The sequence below is a fragment of the Mycobacterium sp. genome, from assembly GCF_036488105.1.
Taxonomy (GTDB): Bacteria; Actinomycetota; Actinomycetes; order Mycobacteriales; family Mycobacteriaceae; genus Mycobacterium.
This window is the reverse complement of the sequence record NZ_DASXHW010000289.1, coordinates 1-24,287: the sequence shown is the minus strand read 5'-3', so window position 1 is coordinate 24,287 and position 24,287 is coordinate 1. Positions and strand designations below refer to the sequence as shown.

Below are 24,287 nucleotides of genomic sequence, written 5' to 3'. Positions count from 1 at the left end.
TCCGATCGACGGCGCCGCCGACACGCTGCTGGCGGGGGCCGGCGTGTGCCGCGACTACGCCCATTTGGTGGTCGCCATGTTGCGGGCGCTGTACGTGCCCGCCCGGCTGGCGGCGGTGTACGCGCCGGGGTGTGAACCGATGGACTTTCACGCCGTCGCCGAGGCGTTTGTCGAGGGCGAGTGGCGGGTCGTCGATGCGACATGCCTGGCTCCCCGGCAATCTATGGTGCGCATCGCGACCGGCCGCGACGCCGCTGACACTGCCTTCCTGGATAACCACCATGGCGCGATCACGTTGAACGCCATGACGATCACCGCCGTCGTCGACGGTGAGTTGCCCATCGATACGCTCGACCAACTCGTGAGCTTGCGCTAGCAGAACTCAGTGCAAGCCGAGCCGCTCGCGAACCGTGTCGGCCAGGAACCGCTTCGTCGACACCGGGTGGAAGTTGAGAGCGGCGTCGGTCAGGGCTTTGTGGGAGTCCGCGCTCAGCTCGATATCGGCTGCGGCGACGTTGAATTCGAGTTGCTCGACACTGGATGCTCCCGGAATGGCAACAACGTTGGGCAGGCTGATCAGCCAGGCCAGCGCCACCTGCGCAGGCTTGGCGTCGACTTCCTTGGCAACGTCGCGCAATGTCTGTAGCAGCGGCTCGATCCGGCGCAAGTTCTCGGTACCGAACAACGAGTTGATTGCGCGAACGCCGCCGGGTCGGTTGTCCACGCCGTACTTGCCGCCCAGAAGTCCTTGGGCCAGTGGGCTGTAGGCGATCACCACGCGGTTCTCCTGCTCGGCGAACGGGACTAGACCCTTGAGCGCCTGCGGGTGGGCAAGTGAGAAATGCACCTGGTTGCTGATGACCGGTCGCCCGAGTGCGGCATCGGCCTGCTTCCAACGAGACAGCGAGTAGTTCGATACGCCGGCGGCGCCGATGGCGCCGCTGTCGAGGAGGTCGCGCATGCCCGGCATGATCACCGAATCGGGGACGACCGGGTTGGGCTGGTGGATCTGGTACAGCGGAATGTGCTCGAGTTGCAGCCGCCGCGCGCTAGCGCGCTCACGCTGCTTCACCACGGCGGGAAACGGCGCGATCGGAAAGACCTTGCTGGCCACCGCAACCTGATCGCGCTCATCGCCCAGTGCCTCGCCGAGGATTCGCTCACTCTTGCCGAGCCCGTATACCTCGGCGGTGTCGAAGAAGTTGACGCCCAAGGCGCGTGCGCGATGGACGATGTCGCGGGCGGCGCCGGCGGCGTAACCATCGCCATAGCCCCACTCGCGGGATCCGAACTGCCAAGTTCCCAGCCCGATCCGACTAACCCTGCCGATGCCGTCGACGTCCAGATACTTCATCTGGCTCACGTTACGGACCGAGACGGTCGGGCGCTCAGGTGATCGCGCCGTGCCGTTCGAGTACCTCCATCACCTGACCGCTCTGGACCACGTCTTCGCGTTCGCACAGCCGGTGCAGCTCGTTGACCACGGTTTGCAGGACGTCGAGGCGCTCCGATGCTTGGACCAGCGTGCCGAGCCAGGTGTCGTAGTCACGCTCGTCGTGGCCAATCTCGGCAACGGCGAAAGAAGTCATGCTCACTGCGATCACACTCCCGACATAAGGGTGCGCGTTGCGCGCACAGGATTTCTCCAATGAGCTCGATTAGCCCGTTAAAAACGTGTCTAAACTCACAAACTCAACGCACGCCAACTATCCGGACGCTGGGTCTCATCCATCGGATTTGACGACCGGGCTGACGTGGTAGCGGCCGCGGTATGGAAGGCCGACCGGGCGGCCGATACGCTGTGGCTGCAACGGAGCACGTTACAAGAGAGGGCGAATATGTCACGGACAGTGGTCGTTGGGGCGTCGAGTGGCCTCGGGCGTTGCATTGGTGTCGGTCTTGCCCAACGCGGCGGACAGATCGCCTTGCTTGCCCGGCGTCGCGCCCGCATTGAGGCCGCGGCCGAGGAAGCAGGTTCAGGCGCCGTCGCCATCGAATGCGATGTCACCGACGAGGCATCGTGTCGGTCGGCCTTCGATCAGGCGGCCGCAGCACTGGGCGGTATCGACAACTTCATCTACACCCCCGCCATCAGCCCCCTCGTTCGCATGGTCGACACCGGCGCCGACACGTGGCGACGCATTTTCGACACCAATGTCATTGGCGCGTCGCTCGCGACGGCGGCGGCGATTTCGCACCTGACCGCCTCCGCGGGCAAAGCGATCTACCTCTCGTCGGACGCGGGCACCTTCGGGCCGCCCTGGCCTGGTCTCGGCGCCTACGGCGTCAGCAAAGCCGCGCTGGAAAGACTTGTGGAGGCCTGGCGGGCTGAGCACCCCGACGTCGGCTTCACGTCGCTCATCGTGGGGGAGTGTGCGGGCGGCGACGGTGATGCGGCAACCGGAATGAACTCCGGCTGGGACATGGATCTGGCGATGAAGGCCTATTCGCTGTGGGTGTCGGGCGGCTGTATGCCCGGCAAGCTGATGCCCGTCGAGGACCTCATCGAGGTGGTGCAGACAATTCTGCAGACCAACGCCTCCACGTCGATGCCGGTGGTGGTTGCCCGGGGCGCGCCGGCCAGCCAGGTCGCATTCCCCGATACGAATTAGGCCAAGCCGCAAAGTCAATCGGCACTGCCGCTATCGCGCGTCCTCTACAGTTGCGCTGACGATTACGAGCGAAGGAGACGCGGATGGCGTGGTTCCTGGCCCTCCAGGGCCCATCCCACACACCCCACCAGTCGTTGGTTTACGAGCTTCAAGACGGGGTGGACACGGACAAGATCGCGCAGGAGTTGGTTAGTTCGGCGACCCTGGATCGGGTTGTGCCCGTTCCCGCGGTGTTGACGGCGAACAAGCGTCGGCATCAGAAGGTGACGATCTACATCCGTCCTGCCGCGTGGGGGCTGTGGTCGTTCTACGAGCTGTCCGACGAGGATCGCCGTGAGATGGCAAAGAATAACCCGGTGGTGAACGCGCTGGCGCAGGCGGCGCAGCAACGTGCGGCGGCGCAGGTAAAGCAGGCGCCGGGCGGGCCGATGACCGTCCAGGTCAATCCGTTGACCGGCCAGGTAGGACCCGCCAACTCCGGTTAGGCAACTAGGCGGTGTGTTGAGAATCGCCGGGGTCGTCGTCCAACGACGCGGCCCCGAGCGTCGTCAGCATGTCGAGCGCGGCTCGTTGCCAGGTGAACATTTCGGCGCGGCACCGGGCGGCGGCGCGGCGATGCTGCTCGGGGCGGCTGACGACCGCGGTGACGGCCTCGGCGATCGCTGTTGGGTTGTTGTCGGCCAGTGCGCCGCTGTCCGCGGTGATGATCTCGCCCAGGGCAGACGTACGGGAGACCACGGCCGGCGTTCCGCATGCCAGCGACTCCAGCGCGGCCAGCCCGAAGGTTTCGTGTGGCCCCGGTGCGAGCACGACATCGGCTGACGCCAGCAGCTCGGCGACGCTGTGCCGGTCGGAGATGAAACCGGTGAAATCGACCGGCAATCGAGCGGCCTGCCGTTGCAACCTGGCGCGCAGCGGGCCATCACCCACTACGACCAGTCGGGCGTCAACGCCGGCGTCGCACAACGCGGCGACCGCGTCGATGCTGCGATCGGCCCGTTTCTCCACCGACAACCGGCCGCAGTGCACCAGCAATATCTGGTTCGGTGTGGCCCAACGCTGACGGACAACCGCCGAGCGACGCGACGGGTGGAAGGTGTCCAGATCCACGCCGAGCGGAATGGTGACGGTGTTGGTCGCGCCGATGCGATCGAATTCTTCGCGGGCAAACCCGGTGGTGCACACCACGGTGTCGTAGTTGGCGGCGGTGCGCCGGTTGGCGAAGTCGGCGAACCTCCGCGCGGTACGGCGCGGAAGTACTTGGCCCGCAAGGCGATCGAGGCGCTCATGGGAGATCATCACCGTCGTCGCGCCGTTGTCGCGGCCCCAGCGGCCGAGCGATCGCAGCGTGAGCCGATCCGACACCTCGAGGGTGTCGGGGTGCAGGCTTTGCAGCAACGTGCGCACTGGACCCGGCAGGACGGCGCGGTATCCGCCGGTGAACGGAATCAGCCTGGCGGGCACCGTTATTCGCACGACTCCGGTGGATAAATCACTGTGCTCGGCATGCCGCCCCGGGACGATCAGAAACACCTCGTGGCCCGCGGCGCAGTATTCCGCACCGAGCCGGTCGACGGCGGTGCGAAGGCCGCCGGATCGAGGCCCGTAGAAGTTGGCGACCTGAACGACACGCATATCACCAGCGAAACGGGCGCTCGTGTGCGGTCAACGATCTAACACTGACGAGTAACTGAACAGGCCGTGAACACCGCAGATCGCCGAGTCGATTAGCGGCCTCAGGCGACAGGTCGCAGGCCTAAGACCCTGATCTCGCGCGGTGCACAACTGGCCCGGTAGCGCTCGTACCCGGCGTAGAAGTCGGTAGCCGTGGCCCATGCCGAGGCGCGGGCGTCGCCGGTGAGCAGTTCGTACTCACTTCAGAGCTCCGGCATATGGGTATTCCGCAAACCATCTCTGCTCTATCTGGAATCACTGAGCGGAGCCTAAAAATGCTCTAATGCCCTGGTACTACTCGTCGCAGCGCGCGGTAGGGTAGTGATCGCGGGCTCGGACGGGCAACGCCGTGAGGCAATCGGGTCGCGCTCGGGTCGGGTTACGACGGGAATGGGATACAGGCAGATGCGCCACTTCGCCGCCACGTTTGCCGTGGCCGGCGTCGGGATGCTCGTCGCGGGGTGCGGCGGCACCAATCATGCCGGTACGAACTCCACGACGACCGTCACGTCGCTGATCCCGAGGCCTGTTGTCGAGCGTGAGCTCGAGTCGCTGTTGCTCACCCCTGCCCAGATCAACCCGCTGATGGGCGCGACCGGAATGGCGGTGATCAGAAAGCGCGACGCGATGTCTGACGACAGCGCCACCATGAAGCCGATCGAATGCCTGGCCATCGACGGTTCGGCGCAGGCACCGGTCTACGCCAACAGCGGTTTCACCGCAGAGCGTGACCAGGCGCTCAACGACGGCAATAACTTCACCCATTACGCCGAGCAAGCGGTGGTGCTGTTTCCCACCACCAAACAAGCCCAGGTGTTCTTCATCTCCTCGGGCCTCCGATGGCCGGCCTGTCATCAGTACATGCACACCCAATCCAGAACGGAGTGGACGGTGGCGCCGGTATCTGATGCCAACAACGCATTGAGCACGATTTCGACGCAGCAAGAAGCAAAAACCGGCGGGTGGGCCTGCGGCCGCGCATTGGCCGTCAAGAACAACGTCATCGTCGACGTCAACACCTGCAGCGCCGATCCCGCCAGCTCCGCGGTCGACATCGCTAAACAGATTGTCGCGAAAGTTGCTACACGATAAGGGATCTGGCTAGTCCGGGCTTGACGGTCCCAACAGCCGCGCCTCTTCGAGATCCATCGAGGCCTGCAATTCGAGCAGGACGATGTCGTCGATGCGACGCTGGTCGCGAAGCTCGGTGATGGCGCGGCGCTTGTGTTCGAGCACGCCAAGGCGCACCTGCCGAATCAGATCGCTGCGTTCCTCGGCGTCGTTGCGAGTGGAGCTGTTGTCGCTGGCTCTCACCAGCGCGGCGTGTTTCTTGTACTCGGCGTGCAGCCGGTTCTGCAGGTCGTCGTCAATGCCGACTTCGGCGGCGACCAACGGCAGCGCGTCCAGGGCGGCTTGGGCACCGTGGCAGCGCGCAAGACGCAATTCGTCGGCGTGGGACTCGTCTTCGGGAATGCGGGCCCAGCGGACGACGGCGGGCAGGGTGCTGCCCTGGACGAGCACGGTCGTCAGGATGACGAACGACACGACGAAGATGATCAGGTTGCGATCCGGGAAGGGTGCGCCGCTGTGGGTGGTCAGCGGGACCGCTAGCGCGGCCGCGAGTGAGACGGCTCCGCGGAATCCGGCCCAGTTGGACACCATCCGTACACGCCAGGATATTCGCCGTTCGCGTTGCGATTCACGCCGATCCACGGTGCGGACCAGCACCGTCGTGGCCTCTCCCCAGGCGATCCGAGTCAGAACAACCACGAGGGTGACGGCGACCGCCATGACGAGGGCGTGGTGAACACCGCCGTCGACCCGGGAGACACCCCGCACCGCGCTGGGGAGCTGGACGCCGACGAAAACCCACAGCGCACCGTTGATCAGGAACGTCGCAATGTCCCAGAACGCGTACGTCACCAGACGGGACCGAGCCCGGATCACCCGCGGCGAAGCGTAGGCGAGCATGAGAGCGGACACCAGGACCGCGACGACACCACTGCAGCCAACCGAATTGGCGAGCAGGAACGCGGCGAACGGCGTCAGCAGGCTGAGCGCAGCTTCTTCTTGCGGCGCGTCGAGCCGCGTCCGGGTGAGCGTCACGACACCGCCGATCAGCAGGCCGGCCACGATGCCGCCGAGGTAGGACAGCACGAACCGGACGGTCAAGTCGAGCGGGCCCACGGGTGCGCCGCCCATCGCGACCGACACGGCCACACCGAACAGGACGAGCGCGGTCCCGTCGTTGATGATGCTCTCCGCTTTCAACACGGTGATGGTGCGGCGCGGCAATTGCTTCGCCAGACCGGCGACGGCGGCGGCGTCAGTCGGGGAGAGTACGGCGCCGAGCACCGAGGCGGCGTGTGATTCCATCCCGAACGCCCGCGCGGTCCACGACACCGCGATCGCGCACGCGACCACCAAGCCGACGCTGAGCAGAACGATGACACGCAGGTTGGCGCGGATCTCGCGAAAGCTGGTATTCAGGCTCTCCCAGTAGAGAATTGCCGGCAAAAACAGCAGCAGCACGATTTCGCCGTCGAGGCGGACGTGGCCGAACTGCGGGATCAAACCCAGCAACGCGCCCAACCCGATGAGCAGAACCGGCGGGCCGACGCGGTAGCGCCGGCCCAGCACTGTGCCCACGATGACGATGGCGAACAGCACAACGATGACGACGAGCCCGAACACCTGCACATCATGCTGTACGAAGGGGGCAACTTTCATCTCGTCGGCCTGCAGGCGCCGAGCGCCCGCTCACGGCCGGACAGGAATTATCAGCCCGGCGGCGTCCAGGCGATCGGCAGCGTTTTGATGCCGTGGATGAACGGCGACAGCAACCTGGCGGGCTCGCCGGTCGCGACGACATCGGGTATTTCGCGGTGCAGTTCTTCGAACATGACCCTGATTTCGCGGCGGGCCAGGTTGGCGCCGAGGCAGAAGTGCGCGCCGCCCCCGCCGAAGCCGACGTGTGGGTTGGGATCACGGGTCACGTCGAACATCCACGGATCGGCGAACTTCGACTCGTCGCGATTGGCCGAGCAGTACCACAGCGTGGCCTTGTCGCCGGCGGCCATCTTCGTTCCGTGCATGTCGAAGTCACGGGTGAGCGTGCGTCGCATGTAGACCACCGGTGAGGCCCAGCGCACGATCTCTTCGACGGCCGAATGCGACAGGGCATCGAAGTCCGACCACCACGTCTGCCGCTGCTCGGGGTAACGGGTCAATGCGACCAGCCCGTGGCTGATCGCATTGCGCGTGGTCTCGTTACCGGCCACGGCCAGCAGGATGAAGAACGACCCGACCTCGGCCGATGTCAGCCGCTCACCGTCGACCTCCGCCTCCACCAGGCTCGTCGTCAGATCGTCGTGGTGATTGACGCGGCGATCCTCGGCCAACGCGCTGGCGTAGGCACCGATCTCCATCGAAACGTGAACGAACTCATCGAATTCCGTTGTCAGATCGGGATCGCCGAATCCGAGGATGACGTTGGTCCAGTGGAAGATCTTCTGATGGTCTTCCTCGGGGATGCCCATCATGTCGCAGATGACCTGCAACGGCAGCGGGCCGGCAAGCTCGCTGACCGCCTCGGCTGTTCCGTCGGGATGGTTGGCGAGCATGTCGGCGACCAGCCGGCGGGCTCGATCGCGAACCGAAGTCTCGATGCGCGCCACCACTTTTGGGGTGAACGCTCTGCTGACGATGGATCGCAGACGCTGGTGCCGCGGGTCGTCGAGCACGATCATCGAGCCGAAGTATTCGGAGACCTCCGGTGTCTGGTCGTTGATGGTGATGTTGGGGCTGGAGCTGAAGATCTCCGGATGACGGCTGGCGTAGAACACGTCGTCGAGTCCGGTGAGTGCCCAATGCCCGTCGCCTTTGGCGAAGCCCTCTTGAACCGGCTCGCCCCAGAACGAGATCGGCGCCTCGCGCCGAAGTGTGGCGAACGCCCCGTCGCGCTGATCGTCGTCGAGCGCCCAGAAGTCCCACGTTCCGAGATCGATGTCTGCGAGCGCAATGTCAGGCGGCGCTGTGCCATTCACCCGGGTCGCAATGCCCATGTCGTCCGTCCTCGTCGTCGAGCGGGCTGTAGGCGCGAGCCTAAACCGGTAGCGGCCGATCGCGATACTACGCTTGGCGTAGTACGTCACACGTACTACGCTCGTCGGTATGGCACGCGGTTCCCGCCCGGCCCGGAAGCTGGGCAGACGAAATGATCCGGGGGTCCTGATCATGACCAGCCTCGCCTCGGGCGCCAAGCACGGGTATGCGCTGGCCCGCGACATCGAGCGGTTCGCCGGCGTAACACTCGGTCCTGGAACCTTGTACGGGGCGATCACGGCACTGGAAGAGCACGGTCTGATCGAACCGACGGGCCACGACGAGCGACGGCGCCCCTATCAGTTGACCGCCGCGGGACGGACCGAATTGGCCACGGCGGTACGCAGTCTCGGCGCGATCGCGGCCGAGGGGGCTCGTCGCCTCGGGATCGCACTGCATCTACCCGACCCGGGCTGGGCCCGATGAATCCCCGCGACGCCCGGCGCGTTCTGCGGTGGTACCCGGCGGCCTGGCGCCGCCGCTACGCTGAGGAGCTGATCGCGATGCTTGACGACACCCACGGTGATGACGAACTTCCGCGGCACGCCCGGATGTCACTGATCCGATCTGGCTTGATCGAACGAGTTCGCTTGCTGCGCAAGTACTCTGGCACCTACGTCGGGTACAGCATCGCATGCGCGTTCGTGTGGGCGGTCATCCTGACGGCGGTGTGGACCCAGGCCGGCGACGGCACCCGCCATACCTTTGCGGTGTTCTTCGGCGGGTGGGCCATCGGCTGGCTGTCGGCGAGCATCGGACGCGTCGTCTACCCGCCGCCGAAGTCCCGGAGACCGGCCTGACGCCGATGTTCGCTGTGCTCAGTGCGAGCAGGCGGTGCGGGCAGGCGCCCCGTTCGCGGTCGCTTGGCTGACCACGTTGCCATCGATCAGGATCTTGCACGTGATCGAGCCGGGGCTCTGCGCGCTGATGACGAACACCTTGTTGCCGACGACGGTGAACTGCGTCGTCCACGGCAGGGGCACGTGTGCCTGCTGCCGCTGGGCGTTGTTGTCCGCCTCATACGAGATGTAGTCGGCGACCGGGGCGCTACCAGTCAACTGATAGGTCACCTGGGTCTGCGGGCCCGCGTGTGCCGCTCCGCCCAGCCCTATGGTGGCCGCGAACACCATGAGGGCCGCAGCAAAGATCGACTTTGTGGTCATGGTCATACATCGTGTCCCCCCGGCCGGTGGCATGGGCCGGTTTTCGGGGCTTTTCCTTCAATACCAAGTTCCGATGTGCCGCAATTGAACCGATGCCCAAGAATAATCGTGGCACGCAGTGAAACCGCCCGCGCGTGACAAGGAGCTGATCTATGGCCGAGCCCTCTGAGCCATCCGAGCCACCCGGACGGTGGGGCACCGCGCGTCCGGGCCGCCGTGACGTGCTGCGTGGTGCTGCCGCGGTGGGGGCCTTTCTCGCGGTGGATCTCGCTGCGTTCCTGACCGCGAACAACTGGCTCGGCCCGGCGCGGTTGACGCCGAAAGTCTTCCTCGACGGTTTCAACAAGGCTTTCGGCCGGTACCACGGCTACCGCACCAACCACGCCAAAGGCATATCCGTCGCCGGCTGGTTCGACAGCACCGGCAACGGCCGAGAGTTGTCGACAGCGGTGGTGTTCGCGCCAGGTCGCACGCCGGTGATCGGTCGATTCTCGGCGGCCGGCGGCAACCCGCATACCGCTGACGCGGCCGCCGCGGGGCGCGGACTCGGCCTGGCTTTCGGATTCCCGGGCAGCCAACAGTGGCGCACCGCGATGCTCAACCTTCCTGTCTTCCCGGATAATTCGCCGCAGGCCTTCTACGACCGACTGGCCGCCACGGCCCTAGTCCCGAGTACCGGAAAGGCCGATCCTAGCGCGATGACGCGGTTCTTGGCCGCCCACCCGCCGTCGGCCCGCGCCTTGACGATCCTCAAGCAACACCCGCCGACGCCCGGCTTCGCCGACAGCACCTTCCATGGGTTGAACGCCTTCTACTTCGTCAACGAATCGGGTGAGCGAACGCCGGTACGGTGGTCGCTGACGCCGCTGCAGCGGGCACTGCCGCCGGCGTCGGGGCCCAACGCGCTGTTCGATCCGCTCGTCGCGCAGCTGCGGGACGGCCCACTGCACTGGCGTTTGATGCTGACCGTCGGCGCGCCTTCGGATCCGACACACGACGCGACCCTGCCGTGGCCTGCCGATCGTCGCACCGTCGACGCCGGGTTGCTCACGCTCGACTCGGTGGCAACCGAGTCGAAAGGCAATGCGCGCGACATCAACTTCGACCCGATGGTGCTGCCGACGGGCATCGAGCCGTCCGACGACCCGCTGCTGAGTGCCCGGTCGGCGGTGTACGCCGCGTCCTACCGGCGTCGCACAGGGGAGAACACGCTATGACTGAGCCGGGGCGGTTCACGTGGCTGAGCAGGCTGTTGCACTGGCTAACGGCCGCATTGGTGTTCGCCGCGCTGTTCATCGGCTTCACCATGGTCAACTCGATCGGCAGCTACGCGGGGCTGGTCGCCCTGCACAAGACGCTGGGCGTGACCATCCTGATCGTCGTTTTGGTGCGGGTGGTCAACCGGCTGACGCATCGCCCGCCGGCGTTGCCGGCAGGCGTCGGCACGCTGGAACGCAAGATTGTGTGGTTGTCCGAGTTGTCGCTGTATGCACTGTTGCTGACCCAACCGCTGCTGGGTTGGGCCATGGTCTCGGCGGCCGGGGGACCGGTGGCGGTGTTCGGCTCGCTTCGGCTCCCGCGTATCGCACCGTTCGATGCGCAGCTGTTTTGGATTCTGCGCCAAGCTCATTCGGTTGTTGCCTATGCGTTGATGGCTGCGATCGCGGCGCACATCTCGGCGGTGCTGCTGCACACGTTGACGTTGCGCGACCGGTTGATCGAGCGAATGACTTTCCGGTTTCGGTCGAAGGCCGACCACAGCCGCCTAGGGTGAGACGGGGTTGTCGATCGGAAGGTGGCGCATGGCGAAACGGGTTGTGGTGTGGGGTACCGGCTTCGTCGGCAGGATGGTGATCCCCGAGATTGTCAAACATCCGGAATTCGAACTGGTCGGCGTCGGGGTGAGCAACCCGCAGAAGGTCGGCCGCGATGTCAGCGAAATCTGCGGGCTGTCCGGGCCGATGGGCGTCGCCGCCACCGATGACATCGACGCGCTGATCGCGCTGCAGCCCGACGCCCTGGTGCACTACGGCCCGACCGCTGCGCACGCCGACGCCAACATCGCCTTGATGACGCGCTTCCTGCGCGCGGGCATCGACGTGTGCTCGACCTCCATGACGCCGTGGGTGTGGCCGACGATGCACCTCAACCCGCCGAACTGGATTCAGCCGATCACCGAGGCGTGCGAGCTGGGCGAGTCGTCGTGCTTCACCACCGGCATCGACCCCGGCTTCGCCAACGACCTGTTCCCGATGACGCTGATGGGCCTGTGTTCAGAGGTGCGCACAGTCAGGGCATCAGAGCTGCTGGACTACACCAACTACGAGGGCGACTTCGAAGTCGAAATGGGCATCGGCCGCGAGCCCGAGTTCCGGCCCATGCTGGAGAACCGCGACGTGCTGATCTTCGCGTGGGGCGCCACCGTCCCGATGATCGCTCACGCCGCCGGCATCTTGCTCGACGAGATCACCACCACGTGGGACAAGTGGGTGACCCCCGACGAGCGCAAGACGGCCAAAGGCATCATCGCGGCCGGACACGTCGCCGCGGTCCGCTTCACCATCAACGGTGTGTATCAGGGTCAGACCCGCATCCAGCTCGAGCACGTCAACCGCATCGGGCTGGACGCGGCCCCGGACTGGCCGGCAGGCACCAAGGACGACGTCTACCGCGTCGACATCGAAGGCACCCCGAGCATCTCGCAGGAGACCGCATTCCGGTTCACCGATGGATCAGGACGCGACGCCGCCGCTGCCGGTTGCCTGGCCACCGGATTGCGGGCGCTCAACGCGGTCCCGGCGGTCAACAACCTGCCGCCGGGCTGGGTCACGCCGCTGGACCTGCCGCTGATCGCGGGGGTCGGCACGATTCGCTGAAGCCGGGGCCAGTGAAGGTGGCTGCCCGGCAGGGCGGGACGGGCGATAAATTGGTGGCCGATGCGCGGGATGAGACGAGATGGCTGACGGAGAAGGGCCGGCGTTAGGCCTGTCGATAGGGGCCACCAACCTGGCGGCGGTTACCGCCGATCGGGCGGTGACGCGCAAGCCGGTGCTTACGCTGTACCGCCACCGCCCACCAGAAGTGGGACTGCCCAGCGAGAACCCGAAGCTCAACGAGCCCGGGTTGGTGATCAGCGACTTCGTCGACCGTGCCGGGGATCCGGCCGGCATCACGGCCGCCGACGGCAGCACGCATCGCAGCGAGACTTCGGTCGCCGATGCGCTGCGGGCCCTGGCGTACACCGCCACCGACGGGCGGCCACTGCCGGATGCGGTCGCGGTCACCCATCCCGCGCACTGGGATGCGGTAGCGGTGGACTCCGTAGGGGTCGCCTTGAGCCGGGTGTCGGAATGGTCGCGCGGCCGGTTGGCTCTGCTACCCGATTCCACGGCAGCACTTTTGGCCCTGCGGCTGAACCCGGGCGTGCCGAACAGCGGAACCATCGCCGTATGCGACTTCGGCGGGTCCGGAACCACTGTCACCCTGGTCGATGCCGCGAACGGCTATCAGGCCATCGTCCCGGCCGTGCGAACCGAAGACTTCTCCGGCGACCGGATCGATCAGGCAGTGCTCACGCACGTCGTCGACGATCTGTCGTCAGCGGGTGCGTTCGACTCGGCGGCAACGTCGGCGATCGGTTCGCTGAAAGAGCTGCGGATCGCCTGCCGGTACGCCAAAGAACGGCTGTCCTCGACGATGGAGACCGAGGTGACCGCCGACGTGCCCGGTTATCGTGGCGAGATCCGGCTGTCCCGCGCCGAGCTCGAGGATGCGATCCGTCAGCCGCTGCACGGCTTCGTCGACTTCTTGCACGAAGTGCTGCAGCGCAATGGAATTCGCCCGATTGACTTGGCGGCGATCGCGTCGGTGGGCGGGGGCGCCAGTATCCCCTTGGTCACCAGAACATTGTCGGAGCAGTCGGGTGTACTCGTAGTCACCGCACCGCGGCCACACCTGACGGCCGCGGTGGGCGCGGCACTGCGGGCTTCCCGTGGACCAGGCGACGCCGAGACGGCGCTTGCGCCGACCGCGGCGGGATCGGCGCTCGATGCGATGACGGTTGCCGACATCCCACTGGAGTCCGCCCCTGCCCCGGCGCTGGCCTGGTCGGAGGCCGACGACGATTCCGGAATCATGCCGATTCGTCCCGGTGAATACGACGACGAGCCGGGAAGCGGCGATGTTGCGCCGCTACGTGCGCGACCGCGCCAAGACCTCGGGCCCGAACCGGTCAGCACCGGGGCGAGCAGCGAGGCCTGGTACCGCCGGCCCTTGCTAGTGGCGATCTGCACCGCGCTGGCGGTGCTCGCCCTCGGGGCGGGAGTCCTGCTGGCCGTTCGGCACACTTCCGGCAGCACGCCGACGCCAAACGTGAGCACGACACCCGCGCCGGCGACGTCATCGGGTGTCAGCGACACCCCAACTCCGACCAGCAACCCGCCGTCGTCAACCGCGCCCGATACCAGCACGGCTCCGTCGACGACTAGTCAAACCCCAACGACGACGACCACAACCGAAGCCCCGACGACCACGACCACCACCACTCAGCCGCCCACCACCACGCAGCCGCCCACCACCACGCAGGGTTCGCAGCGGCCGCGGTTCCCGCAGCAACCCGGCGGGCCGCTCTTCCCCCTGCCTGGTGGCCGCTAGCCCGCGTCTTCCTGCTGTTTGTCGTCTTCGTGCTGTTTGTCGTCTTCGTGCTGTTCGTCTTTGCCGAACTTCGGATTGCCGTCGTCGTCCAACCACTCGTTGATCGCAACGCCGGTGATCGTGTTGTCGGTGCCGGGCAGGGCCACCGTCGGTCGGTCATCGTCGTAGGCGTCTTGCATCCGCTGGACCTCTGCTTTGCCCTCTTCACTCAGTTCAAAGTCTTTGCCTTCATCGCTCTGTTCAGGCGTCTCGTCTTTGCCCTCTTCGCTCTGTTCAGGCGTCTCGGTTTGGCCCTTCTCGTCCGCACTCATAAGTCTCCGTCCTCGTTGCGCCCTCCACTAGGCGCTTTACCAGGGCTACCCGTTGCCGAGGTGCCCAAACGGCGCGGCGGCGCTGTTGGACTCAGTTTGGCCCGGGATAACTGGTCGCAGTGAGCTGCTCGGAGATGTCCCACAGTCGCCAGCTGGCAGCATCGTCTCGGGCGCGCGCAGGCACCTTGGCGGCAGTCACACCACCGCCGGCCGCCTCGTAGATGCCGCGTGGCCCGTAGTAGCCACCGCCTTCGGCCTGCGGGGAGGTCGCCGCAAAGAGGGCGGGCAGGATTCCCTCGTCGATCTCCTGCCACAGAAACGGCGCCAGCCGCCACGACGTTGTGTAGAGCCGTTGCATCAACGACGGTGCCGTGCGTCCGTGCGACGGTCCGCTGATCTGCAGGTTGGTTTTGGTCAGACCGGGGTGAGCGGCGGTGGACACGATTCCCCAGCCGGCGTCGCGGCTGCGACGATCCAGCTCGCGGGCGAACATCAGCACCGCCAGCTTCGATTGCCCGTAGGCCTGCATCGCCGAATAGGACTTGTCGAATTGCAGATCGTCAAAATGGATGCGGCCGCTTTGGCGGGCCGCGAGGCTGCTCAGCGAGACAACCCGCGCCGTGTGGGCGGCCCGCAGCAACGGCAACAGATGCGCGGTGAGCGCGAAGTGGCCGAGATGATTGCTGCCGAACTGCAATTCGAATCCGTCGGCGGTGGTGTCGCGCTTCGGCGGCGTCATCACGCCGGCGTTGTTGATCAGAATATTGATCGGCCGGCCCTCGGCGTTGAGTTGCTCACCGAGGGCGGCGACGCTGGCCAGCGACGCGAGGTCGAGCGGTTTGATGGTCAGGCGGGCGTCGGGAACTGCTCCGCGAATCTCCTCGATCGCGGCCTCACCTTTGGCTCGGTTACGGATCGCCATGACGACGTCGGCGCCCGCCGCCGAGAGTCGACGCGCCAGTCCGAAGCCCAACCCGCTGTTGGATCCGGTGACGACGGCCAGCTTTCCCGTCAGATCGGGCACATTCGCGACTAGATCGGGGGCCATGAATTTCCCTCCTCTTTGATGCGTGATCCTAGTGTGCGCTTCGGGGGCGGCGGTGACACACTTCCCCGATGAGCAGCGAAACGCCTGCAAAGCTAACGCGAACAATCGCTATCTGGATGATGGTCATCGCGGTCCCGGGCTTCATCGTCACCTTGGTGCTCAACGCGTTCTTCCTCGACGACTACGACGCGTATGGGGAAGTGCCCGTTCCTGGTTCGGCAAGTTTGCACCTGCCCGCCGGCGAGGTGACCATCAGCCTGCACACCGTCATAATCGGCGGCCCGAACGGCGGCGGCCTGCCCGTCCCGCCGTTGGGCGTCACGATCGACCCGCCAAGCGGCCTAGCGCAGCCTGCAGTGACGGAAAACTTCGGCAGCACAACGACGGTCAACAACGACGCGCACGTGCGGGTCTGGGTAGCCCAGATACCGTCCGAAGGCACCTACAACATCACCACCGACGGAAAGGTCAACGGTTACATCGACCCACGACTGGCCTTCGGCCACGGCAGTCCGATCGGACCCCTGGTATGGGTGTTCGTCGGCTTGTTCGTCGTCGGTCTTATCGGGTTGATCGTGGCCTCGAAGTGGCTTGGCCGCGTTCGCCGCAACGCGGCGTCGGTCGTGGGTGCCGGAACGTTCGGCTACGAGCTCCCCGTTGCCCCGTTACCGCCGGTCGCGACGCCACCGGTGAACACCGTCATGCATGAGCCCAGTGGCGAGGGTGTTCGGTTGGATAGGCTCAAAACTATTGCGGCGCTGCATGAGTCCGGCGCATTGACCGACGCCGAGTTCGAGGCTGAAAAACGCAGGATCCTCGACGGCGACTAGTGGCCGCGGGCCACCCATTCGTCGTAGTGCACGATCTCGTCGCCGATGCTGGTCGTGTCGCCGTGGCCGGTGTAGACGACGGTCTCGGCGGGCAGGGTGCCGAGCCGGCCCGAGATCGATTGCAGGATGGTGGGGAAGTCCGAGAAGGATCGCCCGGTGGCGCCGGGTCCACCGGAGAACAGAGTGTCGCCGCTGAAGACGGCGCCCAGTTCCGGGGCGTGCCAGCACACCGATCCGGGGGAGTGCCCTGGGGTGTGCAACGCCCGCAGTTCGGTGCCGGCGACACTGATAGTCTCGTCGTCGGAGACTGCGCGAAAGTTCTTGTCCGGGTGCGTCATCCGCCACAGCACGTCGTCTGCAGGATGTAGAAGGACCGGCGCGTCGAGTGTTTCACCGAGTTCGGGAGCAACGGTCACGTGGTCGTTGTGGCCGTGGGTGCACACCACTGCCACCACGTTGCGGCCGTTGACGGCCGCCACGATCGGTGCCGCGGTGTGCGCGGCGTCAAAGACCACGACGTCGGAGTCGTCACCGACCAGCCAGATGTTGTTGTCGACTTCCCAACTGCCGCCGTCGAGTTCGAAGGTGCCGTGGGTGACGATGCGCTCGATGTTGCCCATCACAGCATCACCACCGAACGCAGCACCTTGCCGTCGTGCATCTTGTGGAACGCCTCCTCGACGTCGTCAAGGCCGATGCGTTCGGACACGAACTTCTCCAGCGGCAACCGGCCCTGCAGATAGAGCTCGATCAGGGTGGGGAAGTCGCGTTCGGGCAGGCAGTCGCCGTACCAGGACGATTTGAGCGCACCGCCGTGCGAGAAGAAGTCGACCAGCGGCATGTCTAGCCGCATGTCCGGTGTCGGGACACCCACCAGCACAACGGTTCCAGCGAGGTCGCGAGCGTAGAAGGCCTGCTTCCAGGTCTCCGGTCGCCCCACGGCGTCGATGACCACATTGGCGCCGAAGCCGTCGGTGAGGTCCTGAACCGTTTTGACGACATCCAGGTCGCGGGCGTTGATGGTGTGGGTGGCGCCGAATTTGCGGGCCCAGTCCAGTTTGGTGTTGTCGGTGTCGATCGCGATGATCCGTTTGGCGCCGACCAGCGCCGCTCCGGCGATCGCCGCGTCGCCGACGCCGCCGCAGCCGATGACGGCGACGGTGTCGTCGCGGGTGACCGCGCCGGTGTTTATCGCCGCGCCGATGCCGGCCATCACCCCGCAGCCCAGCAGACCCGCCACGGCGGGGTCGGCGGCGGGGTTGACCAAGGTGGCCTGGCCGGCAGCCACCAGCGTCTTGTCGGCGAACGCGCCGATCCCCAGCGCCGGTGTCAGCTCGGTGCCGTCGGTGAGCGTCATCTTCTGCTCGGCGTTGAACGTGTCGAAGCACAGCTGCGGCCGCCCGCGTTTACAGGCCCGGCACTGCCCGCATACCGCGCGCCAGTTCAGGATGACGAAATCGCCTGACTCGACGGCGGTTACTCCTGCGCCGACGGATTCGACAGTGCCCGCGGCCTCATGGCCGAGCAGGAACGGGTACTCGTCGTTGATGCCGCCCTCGCGGTAGGTCAGATCGGTGTGGCAGACCCCGCACGCGGTGATGTCGACGACGACCTCGCCCGGGCCGGGATCGGGGATGACGATGTCGACCAGCTCGACGGGTTCGCCCTTTTTCCGTGAAATCACACCGCGCACTGTCTGGCTCATGGGCTTCAACCTAGCGCTTGGTCGGTAGGCTGCTGCGCGATGGCCGCACTCGACGCACTCGACGACTGGCCGGTGCCGACCGTGGCCGCGGCGGTGGTCGGACCCTCCGGAGTGCTCGCCAGCCACGGCGACACCGAACGGCAGTTCGCCTTGGCGTCGGTGACCAAGCCGTTGGTGGCACGCGCCGTGCAGATCGCGATCGAAGAAGGCGCGGTAGACCTGGATACCGCGGCCGGCCCGCCCGGATCGACCGTCCGGCATCTGCTGGCCCATGCTTCCGGCCTGGCGATGCTCACCGGGCAAACCCTGGCCAGACCCGGCACCCGCCGGATGTATTCCAATTACGGCTTCGCGGTGCTCGCCGAGACCGTGCAGCAGGCGTCCGGCATCGAATTCGGCCGCTACCTCAGCGAGGCGGTGCTGGAACCGCTGGGTATGACCGCCACCCGCCTGGACGGCGGCGCGCAAACCGCCGGTTACGGCGGGACGTCGACGGTTGCCGATCTGGCGGCCTTCGCCGGTGACCTGCTGTGCCCGATAACGGTGTCAGCCGAGATGCACGCCGAGGCGACGACCGTGCAATTTCCCGGCCTCGATGGCGTTTTGCCCGGCTACGGGGTCCAGCGGCCCAACGATTGGGGGTTGGGGTTTGAGATCAGGGACTCGAAATCACCGCACTGGACCGGTACGCAGAACTCGCCGGGCAGCTACGGCCATTTCGGCCAGTCAGGCACTCTGATCTGGGCAGATCCGCGCGCGAAGCTGGCGCTGGTGGTGCTTACCGACCGGGATTTCGGCGATTGGGCGCGGCCGCTGTGGCCGGCGATCTCGGACAGCGTGCTGGCCGCGTATAACTCGGACTAGCGCAACATAGGCCTCACAGGGCACAATAGACACGCAAGGCACATAAATCGTTATAACTGCCCGTCGGATTCACCAGGTCGTTGGGGAAGACGTCCCTCGTGGAGCCGAAGGAGCAGCAGATGCGTGCGTCGAACCAGTTCGCCGACGTGACGACAGGTGTGGTCTACGTCCATGCCTCGCCCGCCGCGGTATGCCCGCATGTCGAGTGGGCGTTGTCGTCGACTCTTGCGTCCAAGGCCAACCTGAAATGGACCCCGCAACCGGCTATGCCCGGGCAGTTGCGTGCCGTCACCAATTGGGTCGGTCCGGTGGGCACCGGCGCCCGGCTGGCAAACGCCTTGCGTTCGTGGACGGTGCTGCGTTTCGAGGTAACCGAGGATCCCAGCGCCGGCGTCGACGGACAGCGGTTCTGCCACACGCCGCAGCTCGGGCTGTGGAGCGGTGCGATGAGCGCCAACGGTGACGTGATGATCGGCGAGATGCGGTTGCGGTCGATGATGTCCGCGGGTGCCGACGCGCTGGCCGCCGAGCTGGATTCGGCGCTGGGCTCGGCCTGGGATGAAGCGCTCGAGGCCTATCGCGATGGCGGCGAAGGCGCCGAGGTGTCCTGGCTCAACCGTGGGGTCGGCTAGGCCGCCGCAGTAGCCGCAGCGCACCCGGCACCACCGAGATCTGAGCGGGCAGCGCGCACGCGTAGTCGCCGTCGGCGTAGACGTTGATGCCCTGCGATTCCACCTCGACCGTCGTCGCCCGCGCCGTCGTCACCTCGTCCAGATTGACGTGCGTGCCTTTGTAGACGGTGGGGAAGAGACGGATCAGCCGGGTCCGCGACGCCGAGTGCACCATGGTGATGTCGAGTTGACCGTCGGTGGGATCGGCGTTGGGGCAGACCAGCATTCCGCCGCCGTAGCTGCGGGTGTTGCCGAAGGCCGCCAGCGTCAGGTCGGTGACGATCTCCTCCCGACCGTCCAGCACCAGCCGGAACGGCAGCAGTCGTAGCTGGGATAGTTCGGCGAGCATGGCGAGGTTGTAGCGCATCCGGCCGCGTGGCCACCGCATCCGGTTGGCCCGGTCGGTGACCAGCGAATCGAAGCCTGTCGCCGCGACGGTGCCGAACCACTTGGTCGCGCCATGGCTGTCGCGAATGCGGCCCAGGTCGATGGTTTCGGTCCAGCCGTCGGCGACGACGTCGGCGGCGGCGACGGGATCTTTTGTCGGCAAACCAAATTCGCGGGCGTGATCGTTGCCGGTGCCGGCCGGGATGATGCCCAGCGGAATGTCGGTGCCCGCCAACGCTTGTAGTGCATCGGTGATCACGCCGTCGCCGCCGACCACGACCAGCGCGTCGGTGCCGTCGTCGACGGCGGTGTGCAGCAGTCGGCGCGCGTGTTCGGCGTCGCTGCCGACGATCGCCACGACATCGATGCCGCGCTGTTGCAGCCGTCCGACCGCCTTCTCGGCGGCGTGCGGCGCGTTTCCGTGTCCCGACGCCGGATTGGTCAGGACCGTCACCCGGCCAATCTGGCGGGTGGTCACGGGATCAGCTTGCCGGGGTTGAGAATTCCCGCGGGATCCAGTGTCGCCTTGACCGCTCGCAACACCTGCACGCCCAAGTCGCCCACCTCGTCGCGCATCCAGGACCGGTGGTCGGCGCCGACGGCATGGTGGTGGGTGATCGTGGCCCCGGTCGAGACAATCGCATCGCACGCAGCGGTTTTGGCGGCACGCCATTGCTCGATCGGGTTGCCGCGCTGCCCGGCGACAACCGTGAAGTACAGCGAGGCACCGGTGGCGTACACATGCGAAATGTGGCACAGTACCAGCGCCGGCGTGCCGGATTCGGCCAGCGCGCCCGTCACCGCGTCGGTGACGGCGGCCTTCAACGTGGGGATGTTCGACCAATCGGTGGCCGTCTCGAGGGTCTCGCAGAGCGCGCCGTTGGCCAGCAGTGCGTCGCGCAGGTACGGCGCGCCGAACCGGCCGCGCTCCCAGGCTCGCGCCGGAGCCTCGCCCAGCGACGTGCCGCCCTTGGCCGCCATCAGCGCACGGGTCTCGGCATGTCTGCTCTCGGCATGCGCCTCGGTGCCTTCGAAGACGGTGATCGCCAGGCAGCCCCCGGTGATCTGGGTGTCACCGATGGACTCGGTGGTGGCCAGGTTGACAGCGGTCTCGGCCTCGTCGGACAGCCGGATCACGGTGGGACCCGCGGCGGCTTGGGTGACCGCGCGCAATGCCGCAGTGCCCGTAGCGAAGTCGGGGAACGACCACGCCTCGTAGCGGGTGGCCTGGGGTGCGGGGTGGACCCTCACCCGCACCCGGGTGATGACGCCGAACACGCCCTCCGACCCGATCACCAGTTGGCGCAGATCCGGTCCGGCCGCCGACTGCGGTGCCCGGCCCAGGTCGAGTACGCCGGCGGGCGTCACGGTGCGCAGTCCACGAATCATGTCGTCGAACCGGCCGTAGCCCGCCGAATCCTGACCCGACGATCGGGTCGCGGCATAGCCGCCGAGGCTGGCGAATTCGAAGCTCTGCGGAAAATGCCCGAGCGAAAACCCATGCGCGCCAAGCAGTTCCTCGGCTTGTGGCCCGGTGACACCGGCGCCGAATTCGGCCTCGCCGGACTCCTCGTCGAACGCCAGCAGTTGGTCGAAGCGCCGCAGATCCAGCGACACGGCTGCCGAGAACTCGCCGCGGATCGGATCGAGCCCACCGACCACGCTGGTGCCGCCACCGAACGGGACGACGGCGATGCCGTGCTGCGAGCAGTACCGCAGGATCGCGGCGACCTCGTCATCGGTGCCGGGCAGGAGCACCGCGTCGGGGGCATCCTGAAGACCGGACTCCTTGCGCCGCAACAGATCCAACGTGGACTTCCCGCCGGCCCGCAACAGTCGGTCCTGATCGTCGACGCGGCAGTGGCCCGGCCCGACGATGGCGGCCAGCGCCGCGCGGTCGGCTGTCGACAACGCCGACGGGCGCAGCTGCACCTGATCGGCTTCGAGTTCGGCCTCGGGAGACCCGGTCACGCCCAGGGCCTGGGTCAGGAGCGAGCGGATTCCCTCCGAGAGCGGTTTGGCTTCATCGGGATCGCCCCAAGCATTCCACTTCATCGGGGGTAGCAAGTCGGCAGACATGCGTTACAGTATTACATATGCTGTCAATCAGTAATGCGCCGGTGCAGGACCGGATACTCGCCGCCGCAGCGAGCTGTGTCGTGGATTTCGGCGTGCAGCGCGTGACGTTGGCCGAGATCGCACGGCGCGCCGGTGTGAGCCGTCCGACCGTGTATCGCCGCTGGCCGGACACCCGCTCGGTGCTGGCGGCGCTTCTGACCAGCCACATCACCGAAGCGTTGGCCCAGGTGCCGGTTCGCGGCAGCGGTCGCGCGGCGATTGTCGATCGCGTGGTCGCGGTGGCCGAGCGGCTGCGGGGCGACGACCTGGTGATGGCGGTACTGCGCTCGGAGTTGGCACTGGTCTACATCGCTCAGCGGCTTGGCAGCAGCCAGCAGATGCTGATCGACGCGCTCGCCTCCGACCTGCGCGCGGCGCAGCGCGACGGCACCGTGCGGTCCGGCGATCCGCGCCAGCTGGCCGCAATGGTGCTGCTGATCACCCAATCGACCATTCAGTCGGCCCAGATCGTCCGCCCGATCCTGAACGCCGACGCGCTGGGCGCCGAACTCGCGTACTCGCTGAATGGATACCTGTCGTGACATCGACGGAACTGAACGCCGCGCGTCGCACCGCCGACCTGAGCGCCCTGGCCGACGGGGCGCCGACCGATGTGGTGGTGATCGGCGGCGGTATCACCGGCGTCGGCATCGCCTTGGATGCAGCCTCGCGGGGCCTGCGGGTGGCATTGGTGGAAAAGCAGGATCTTGCGTTCGGTACCAGTCGATGGAGCTCCAAGCTGGTGCACGGCGGGCTTCGCTACCTGGCGACCGGCAATGTGGGAATCGCCAGGCGCAGCGCCGTCGAACGCGGAATTCTGATGACACGCAACGCCCCTCATCTGGTTCGGGCCATGCCGCAGCTGGTCCCGCTGCTGCCGTCGATGGGCAGGATGGAGCGGGCATTGGTGCGTGCCGGGTTTCTCGCCGGCGACGTGCTGCGCAAGACGGCGGGCACGCCCGGATCCGTTTTGCCCGGTTCACAACGTATTTCGGCGCGACGCGCCCTCGACATGGCGCCGGCCGTTCGGCGCGACGGCCTCGACGGTGGTCTGTTGGCCTACGACGGGCAACTGATCGACGACGCCCGGCTGGTCGCCGCCGTGGCGCGAACCGCGGCACAGCGGGGTGCCCGAATCTTGACCTATACCGAGGCATCCGAGGCCACCGGGAACTCGGTGCGGCTGACCGACCGGCGCGGCGGTGAATCATTCGACATCTCGGCGCGCACGGTCATCAACGCCACCGGAGTGTGGGCGGGCGAGATCGATCCGTCGTTGAAGCTACGGCCCAGCCGCGGCACCCATCTCGTCTTCGATGCCAAGGCACTCGGCAATCCGACGGCGGCGCTGACGATTCCGATCCCCGGTGAACTCAATCGGTTCGTTTTCGCGATGCCCGAACAACTGGGGCGGGTCTACTTGGGGTTGACCGACGAGGAGGCCCCCGGACCGATTCCCGATGTGCCGCAACCGACGTCGGGGGAGATTGGGTTCCTGCTGGACGTGCTGAACACCGCGCTGGGCATCACGCTGGACCGCTCCGACGTGATCGGCTCCTATGCGGGGCTGCGCCCATTGATCGACACCGGAGCCGGCCGGACCGCCGACGTATCGCGCGACCATGCCGTCGTCGAATCGCCAGCCGGGGTGATCAGCGTGATCGGCGGCAAGCTGACCGAGTACCGGCACATGGCCGAGGGCGTGCTCGACCGCGCGATCCAATTACGGGCACTCGACGCCGGCACGTGCCAGACCCGAAATCTGCCGTTGGTCGGCGCGCAGGCTAATCCTGGGTCGACCACCGCGCCGATGGCCGGGCTGCCAGAGTCGCTGGTCCTGCGGTTCGGGGCCGAGGCGGCCAACGTGATCGCCACCGCGACGTGTGAGCGTCCCGCCGACCGGGTGGCCGACGGGATCGACGTGACGCGTGCGGAATTCGAGTACGCGATCACCCACGAGGGTGCGCTGACGGTCGATGACATCGTGGACCGTCGCACCCGAATCGGCTTGGTGGCCAGCGATCGCGAAAGAGTCACCGGCGCAGCCGAGGAGCTCGTGTCGCAGTTCGGCTGAAGCGAGCGCGATACCATGAAGCGGAACTAATCCGTATCGGTCAGGATGGATCATGGAGCAGGCGGCTAGCACC

General features: G+C 66.5%; 27 protein-coding genes. 15 read left to right on the top strand and 12 right to left on the bottom strand.

Going from position 1 to position 24,287, the window contains the following annotated elements; translation table 11 throughout:
- On the top strand, positions 1-376 hold a 376-nt coding region (locus VGH54_RS14925; protein ID WP_331512817.1), incomplete at its 5' end, for a transglutaminase family protein.
- 6 nt (positions 377-382) lie between these two features.
- Here VGH54_RS14925 and VGH54_RS14920 read toward each other — a convergent pair.
- Positions 383-1,354, bottom strand: a complete 972-nt coding sequence (locus VGH54_RS14920) for an aldo/keto reductase (RefSeq protein ID WP_331512816.1) — start codon at positions 1,352-1,354, stop codon at positions 383-385.
- Positions 1,355-1,388: 34 nt separating this feature from the next.
- Entirely contained in the window at positions 1,389-1,595 is a 207-nt protein-coding gene (locus tag VGH54_RS14915; protein WP_331512815.1) for a hypothetical protein, read from the bottom strand.
- A gap of 255 nt (positions 1,596-1,850) precedes the next feature.
- On the opposite strand from VGH54_RS14915, the gene VGH54_RS14910 reads away from it, so the two are divergent.
- A complete protein-coding gene (locus VGH54_RS14910; RefSeq protein ID WP_331512821.1) occupies positions 1,851-2,612 on the top strand; it encodes an SDR family oxidoreductase in 762 nt (253 codons plus the stop codon).
- An 83-nt stretch (positions 2,613-2,695) separates the two neighbouring features.
- Positions 2,696-3,097, top strand: coding sequence for a hypothetical protein (locus tag VGH54_RS14905; protein WP_331512814.1), 402 nt, complete (start codon positions 2,696-2,698; stop codon positions 3,095-3,097).
- A 4-nt stretch (positions 3,098-3,101) separates the two neighbouring features.
- Here VGH54_RS14905 and VGH54_RS14900 read toward each other — a convergent pair whose 3' ends face one another.
- Positions 3,102-4,247 (bottom strand): glycosyltransferase, encoded by a 1,146-nt coding sequence (locus VGH54_RS14900; protein ID WP_331512813.1) that lies wholly within the window; start codon positions 4,245-4,247, stop codon positions 3,102-3,104.
- A gap of 444 nt (positions 4,248-4,691) precedes the next feature.
- On the opposite strand from VGH54_RS14900, the gene VGH54_RS14895 reads away from it, so the two are divergent.
- The gene (locus tag VGH54_RS14895) at positions 4,692-5,378 is read left to right on the top strand and encodes a sensor domain-containing protein (RefSeq protein WP_331512812.1); all 687 of its coding nucleotides are present in this window, start codon (positions 4,692-4,694) and stop codon (positions 5,376-5,378) included.
- Positions 5,379-5,387: 9 nt separating this feature from the next.
- Here VGH54_RS14895 and VGH54_RS14890 read toward each other — a convergent pair whose 3' ends face one another.
- Complete coding sequence (locus VGH54_RS14890; RefSeq protein ID WP_331512820.1) at positions 5,388-6,980, bottom strand: Na+/H+ antiporter; 1,593 nt, start codon at positions 6,978-6,980, stop codon at positions 5,388-5,390.
- Between the two features lie 86 nt (positions 6,981-7,066).
- Positions 7,067-8,350 carry a cytochrome P450 gene (locus tag VGH54_RS14885; protein WP_331512811.1) on the bottom strand — a complete coding sequence of 428 codons (1,284 nt, stop codon included), beginning with the start codon at positions 8,348-8,350 and terminating at the stop codon, positions 7,067-7,069.
- A 109-nt stretch (positions 8,351-8,459) separates the two neighbouring features.
- On the opposite strand from VGH54_RS14885, the gene VGH54_RS14880 reads away from it, so the two are divergent.
- Positions 8,460-8,816, top strand: coding sequence for a PadR family transcriptional regulator (locus VGH54_RS14880; RefSeq protein ID WP_331512810.1), 357 nt, complete (start codon positions 8,460-8,462; stop codon positions 8,814-8,816).
- Positions 8,813-9,190 (top strand): hypothetical protein, encoded by a 378-nt coding sequence (locus VGH54_RS14875; RefSeq protein WP_331512809.1) that lies wholly within the window; start codon positions 8,813-8,815, stop codon positions 9,188-9,190. Before VGH54_RS14880 ends, VGH54_RS14875 begins: the two co-directional genes overlap by 4 nt.
- Before the next feature lie 18 nt (positions 9,191-9,208).
- On the opposite strand, the gene VGH54_RS14870 is transcribed toward VGH54_RS14875, so the two are convergent.
- On the bottom strand, positions 9,209-9,553 hold the full coding sequence (locus tag VGH54_RS14870; protein ID WP_331512808.1) for an MmpS family transport accessory protein: 345 nt from the start codon (positions 9,551-9,553) through the stop codon (positions 9,209-9,211).
- Positions 9,554-9,705: 152 nt separating this feature from the next.
- On the opposite strand from VGH54_RS14870, the gene VGH54_RS14865 reads away from it, so the two are divergent.
- The 4 genes from VGH54_RS14865 (at position 9,706) to VGH54_RS14850 (ending at position 14,206) form a co-directional block, all read left to right on the top strand.
- Entirely contained in the window at positions 9,706-10,770 is a 1,065-nt protein-coding gene (locus tag VGH54_RS14865; protein ID WP_331512807.1) for a catalase family peroxidase, read from the top strand.
- A complete protein-coding gene (locus VGH54_RS14860) occupies positions 10,767-11,327 on the top strand; it encodes a cytochrome b (RefSeq protein WP_331512806.1) in 561 nt (186 codons plus the stop codon). Before VGH54_RS14865 ends, VGH54_RS14860 begins: the two co-directional genes overlap by 4 nt.
- A gap of 28 nt (positions 11,328-11,355) precedes the next feature.
- Positions 11,356-12,429, top strand: coding sequence for a dihydrodipicolinate reductase (locus VGH54_RS14855; RefSeq protein ID WP_331512805.1), 1,074 nt, complete (start codon positions 11,356-11,358; stop codon positions 12,427-12,429).
- 79 nt (positions 12,430-12,508) lie between these two features.
- Positions 12,509-14,206: an Hsp70 family protein gene (locus tag VGH54_RS14850; protein WP_331512804.1), complete on the top strand. Its 1,698-nt coding sequence runs from the start codon at positions 12,509-12,511 to the stop codon at positions 14,204-14,206.
- Here the strand turns inward: VGH54_RS14850 and VGH54_RS14845 are convergent.
- Together VGH54_RS14845 and VGH54_RS14840 are read right to left on the bottom strand one after the other, a co-directional pair.
- Positions 14,203-14,517, bottom strand: coding sequence for a hypothetical protein (locus VGH54_RS14845; RefSeq protein ID WP_331512803.1), 315 nt, complete (start codon positions 14,515-14,517; stop codon positions 14,203-14,205). The two genes, VGH54_RS14850 and VGH54_RS14845, sit on opposite strands and share 4 nt — an antisense overlap.
- Before the next feature lie 91 nt (positions 14,518-14,608).
- Positions 14,609-15,565 (bottom strand): SDR family oxidoreductase, encoded by a 957-nt coding sequence (locus VGH54_RS14840; protein ID WP_331512802.1) that lies wholly within the window; start codon positions 15,563-15,565, stop codon positions 14,609-14,611.
- A gap of 68 nt (positions 15,566-15,633) precedes the next feature.
- Between VGH54_RS14840 and VGH54_RS14835 the strand changes: the two genes are divergently transcribed.
- Positions 15,634-16,395 carry an SHOCT domain-containing protein gene (locus VGH54_RS14835; protein WP_331512801.1) on the top strand — a complete coding sequence of 254 codons (762 nt, stop codon included), beginning with the start codon at positions 15,634-15,636 and terminating at the stop codon, positions 16,393-16,395.
- Here VGH54_RS14835 and VGH54_RS14830 read toward each other — a convergent pair.
- A complete protein-coding gene (locus tag VGH54_RS14830) occupies positions 16,392-17,015 on the bottom strand; it encodes an MBL fold metallo-hydrolase (RefSeq protein ID WP_331512800.1) in 624 nt (207 codons plus the stop codon). The two genes, VGH54_RS14835 and VGH54_RS14830, sit on opposite strands and share 4 nt — an antisense overlap.
- Complete coding sequence (locus VGH54_RS14825) at positions 17,015-18,100, bottom strand: S-(hydroxymethyl)mycothiol dehydrogenase (RefSeq protein WP_331512798.1); 1,086 nt, start codon at positions 18,098-18,100, stop codon at positions 17,015-17,017. The genes VGH54_RS14830 and VGH54_RS14825 overlap by 1 nt, the downstream gene beginning before the upstream one ends.
- 39 nt (positions 18,101-18,139) lie before the next feature.
- Here VGH54_RS14825 and VGH54_RS14820 point away from each other — a divergent pair, with 39 nt between their 5' ends.
- The gene (locus VGH54_RS14820; RefSeq protein ID WP_331512797.1) at positions 18,140-18,964 is read left to right on the top strand and encodes a serine hydrolase domain-containing protein; all 825 of its coding nucleotides are present in this window, start codon (positions 18,140-18,142) and stop codon (positions 18,962-18,964) included.
- Between the two features lie 119 nt (positions 18,965-19,083).
- A complete protein-coding gene (locus tag VGH54_RS14815; protein ID WP_331512796.1) occupies positions 19,084-19,596 on the top strand; it encodes a DUF3145 domain-containing protein in 513 nt (170 codons plus the stop codon).
- Here the strand turns inward: VGH54_RS14815 and VGH54_RS14810 are convergent.
- Together VGH54_RS14810 and VGH54_RS14805 are read right to left on the bottom strand one after the other, a co-directional pair.
- Positions 19,577-20,500 (bottom strand): diacylglycerol kinase, encoded by a 924-nt coding sequence (locus VGH54_RS14810; protein WP_331512795.1) that lies wholly within the window; start codon positions 20,498-20,500, stop codon positions 19,577-19,579. The genes VGH54_RS14815 and VGH54_RS14810 overlap by 20 nt on opposite strands.
- The gene (locus VGH54_RS14805; protein ID WP_331512819.1) at positions 20,497-22,077 is read right to left on the bottom strand and encodes an FAD-binding oxidoreductase; all 1,581 of its coding nucleotides are present in this window, start codon (positions 22,075-22,077) and stop codon (positions 20,497-20,499) included. The genes VGH54_RS14810 and VGH54_RS14805 overlap by 4 nt, the downstream gene beginning before the upstream one ends.
- A gap of 41 nt (positions 22,078-22,118) precedes the next feature.
- On the opposite strand from VGH54_RS14805, the gene VGH54_RS14800 reads away from it, so the two are divergent.
- Positions 22,119-22,682 carry a TetR/AcrR family transcriptional regulator gene (locus tag VGH54_RS14800; protein ID WP_331512794.1) on the top strand — a complete coding sequence of 188 codons (564 nt, stop codon included), beginning with the start codon at positions 22,119-22,121 and terminating at the stop codon, positions 22,680-22,682.
- On the top strand, positions 22,679-24,214 hold the full coding sequence (locus tag VGH54_RS14795) for a glycerol-3-phosphate dehydrogenase/oxidase (RefSeq protein WP_414688716.1): 1,536 nt from the start codon (positions 22,679-22,681) through the stop codon (positions 24,212-24,214). The genes VGH54_RS14800 and VGH54_RS14795 overlap by 4 nt, the downstream gene beginning before the upstream one ends.
- Positions 24,215-24,287 lie beyond the last annotated feature (73 nt).

Bases quoted from the DNA above. Each gene is read 5' to 3' on its own strand.
- VGH54_RS14920 (WP_331512816.1), bottom strand. From the start codon at position 1,354: ATGAAGTATCTGGACGTCGACGGCATCGGCAGGGTTAGTCGGATCGGG.
- VGH54_RS14905 (WP_331512814.1), top strand. From the start codon at position 2,696: ATGGCGTGGTTCCTGGCCCTCCAGGGCCCATCCCACACACCCCACCAG.
- VGH54_RS14900 (WP_331512813.1), bottom strand. From the start codon at position 4,247: ATGCGTGTCGTTCAGGTCGCCAACTTCTACGGGCCTCGATCCGGCGGC.
- VGH54_RS14895 (WP_331512812.1), top strand. From the start codon at position 4,692: ATGCGCCACTTCGCCGCCACGTTTGCCGTGGCCGGCGTCGGGATGCTC.
- VGH54_RS14885 (WP_331512811.1), bottom strand. From the start codon at position 8,350: ATGGGCATTGCGACCCGGGTGAATGGCACAGCGCCGCCTGACATTGCG.
- VGH54_RS14880 (WP_331512810.1), top strand. From the start codon at position 8,460: ATGGCACGCGGTTCCCGCCCGGCCCGGAAGCTGGGCAGACGAAATGAT.
- VGH54_RS14875 (WP_331512809.1), top strand. From the start codon at position 8,813: ATGAATCCCCGCGACGCCCGGCGCGTTCTGCGGTGGTACCCGGCGGCC.
- VGH54_RS14870 (WP_331512808.1), bottom strand. From the start codon at position 9,553: ATGACCACAAAGTCGATCTTTGCTGCGGCCCTCATGGTGTTCGCGGCC.
- VGH54_RS14865 (WP_331512807.1), top strand. From the start codon at position 9,706: ATGGCCGAGCCCTCTGAGCCATCCGAGCCACCCGGACGGTGGGGCACC.
- VGH54_RS14860 (WP_331512806.1), top strand. From the start codon at position 10,767: ATGACTGAGCCGGGGCGGTTCACGTGGCTGAGCAGGCTGTTGCACTGG.
- VGH54_RS14855 (WP_331512805.1), top strand. From the start codon at position 11,356: ATGGCGAAACGGGTTGTGGTGTGGGGTACCGGCTTCGTCGGCAGGATG.
- VGH54_RS14850 (WP_331512804.1), top strand. From the start codon at position 12,509: ATGGCTGACGGAGAAGGGCCGGCGTTAGGCCTGTCGATAGGGGCCACC.
- VGH54_RS14845 (WP_331512803.1), bottom strand. From the start codon at position 14,517: ATGAGTGCGGACGAGAAGGGCCAAACCGAGACGCCTGAACAGAGCGAA.
- VGH54_RS14840 (WP_331512802.1), bottom strand. From the start codon at position 15,565: ATGGCCCCCGATCTAGTCGCGAATGTGCCCGATCTGACGGGAAAGCTG.
- VGH54_RS14835 (WP_331512801.1), top strand. From the start codon at position 15,634: ATGAGCAGCGAAACGCCTGCAAAGCTAACGCGAACAATCGCTATCTGG.
- VGH54_RS14830 (WP_331512800.1), bottom strand. From the start codon at position 17,015: ATGGGCAACATCGAGCGCATCGTCACCCACGGCACCTTCGAACTCGAC.
- VGH54_RS14825 (WP_331512798.1), bottom strand. From the start codon at position 18,100: ATGAGCCAGACAGTGCGCGGTGTGATTTCACGGAAAAAGGGCGAACCC.
- VGH54_RS14820 (WP_331512797.1), top strand. From the start codon at position 18,140: ATGGCCGCACTCGACGCACTCGACGACTGGCCGGTGCCGACCGTGGCC.
- VGH54_RS14815 (WP_331512796.1), top strand. From the start codon at position 19,084: ATGCGTGCGTCGAACCAGTTCGCCGACGTGACGACAGGTGTGGTCTAC.
- VGH54_RS14805 (WP_331512819.1), bottom strand. From the start codon at position 22,077: ATGAAGTGGAATGCTTGGGGCGATCCCGATGAAGCCAAACCGCTCTCG.
- VGH54_RS14800 (WP_331512794.1), top strand. From the start codon at position 22,119: ATGCTGTCAATCAGTAATGCGCCGGTGCAGGACCGGATACTCGCCGCC.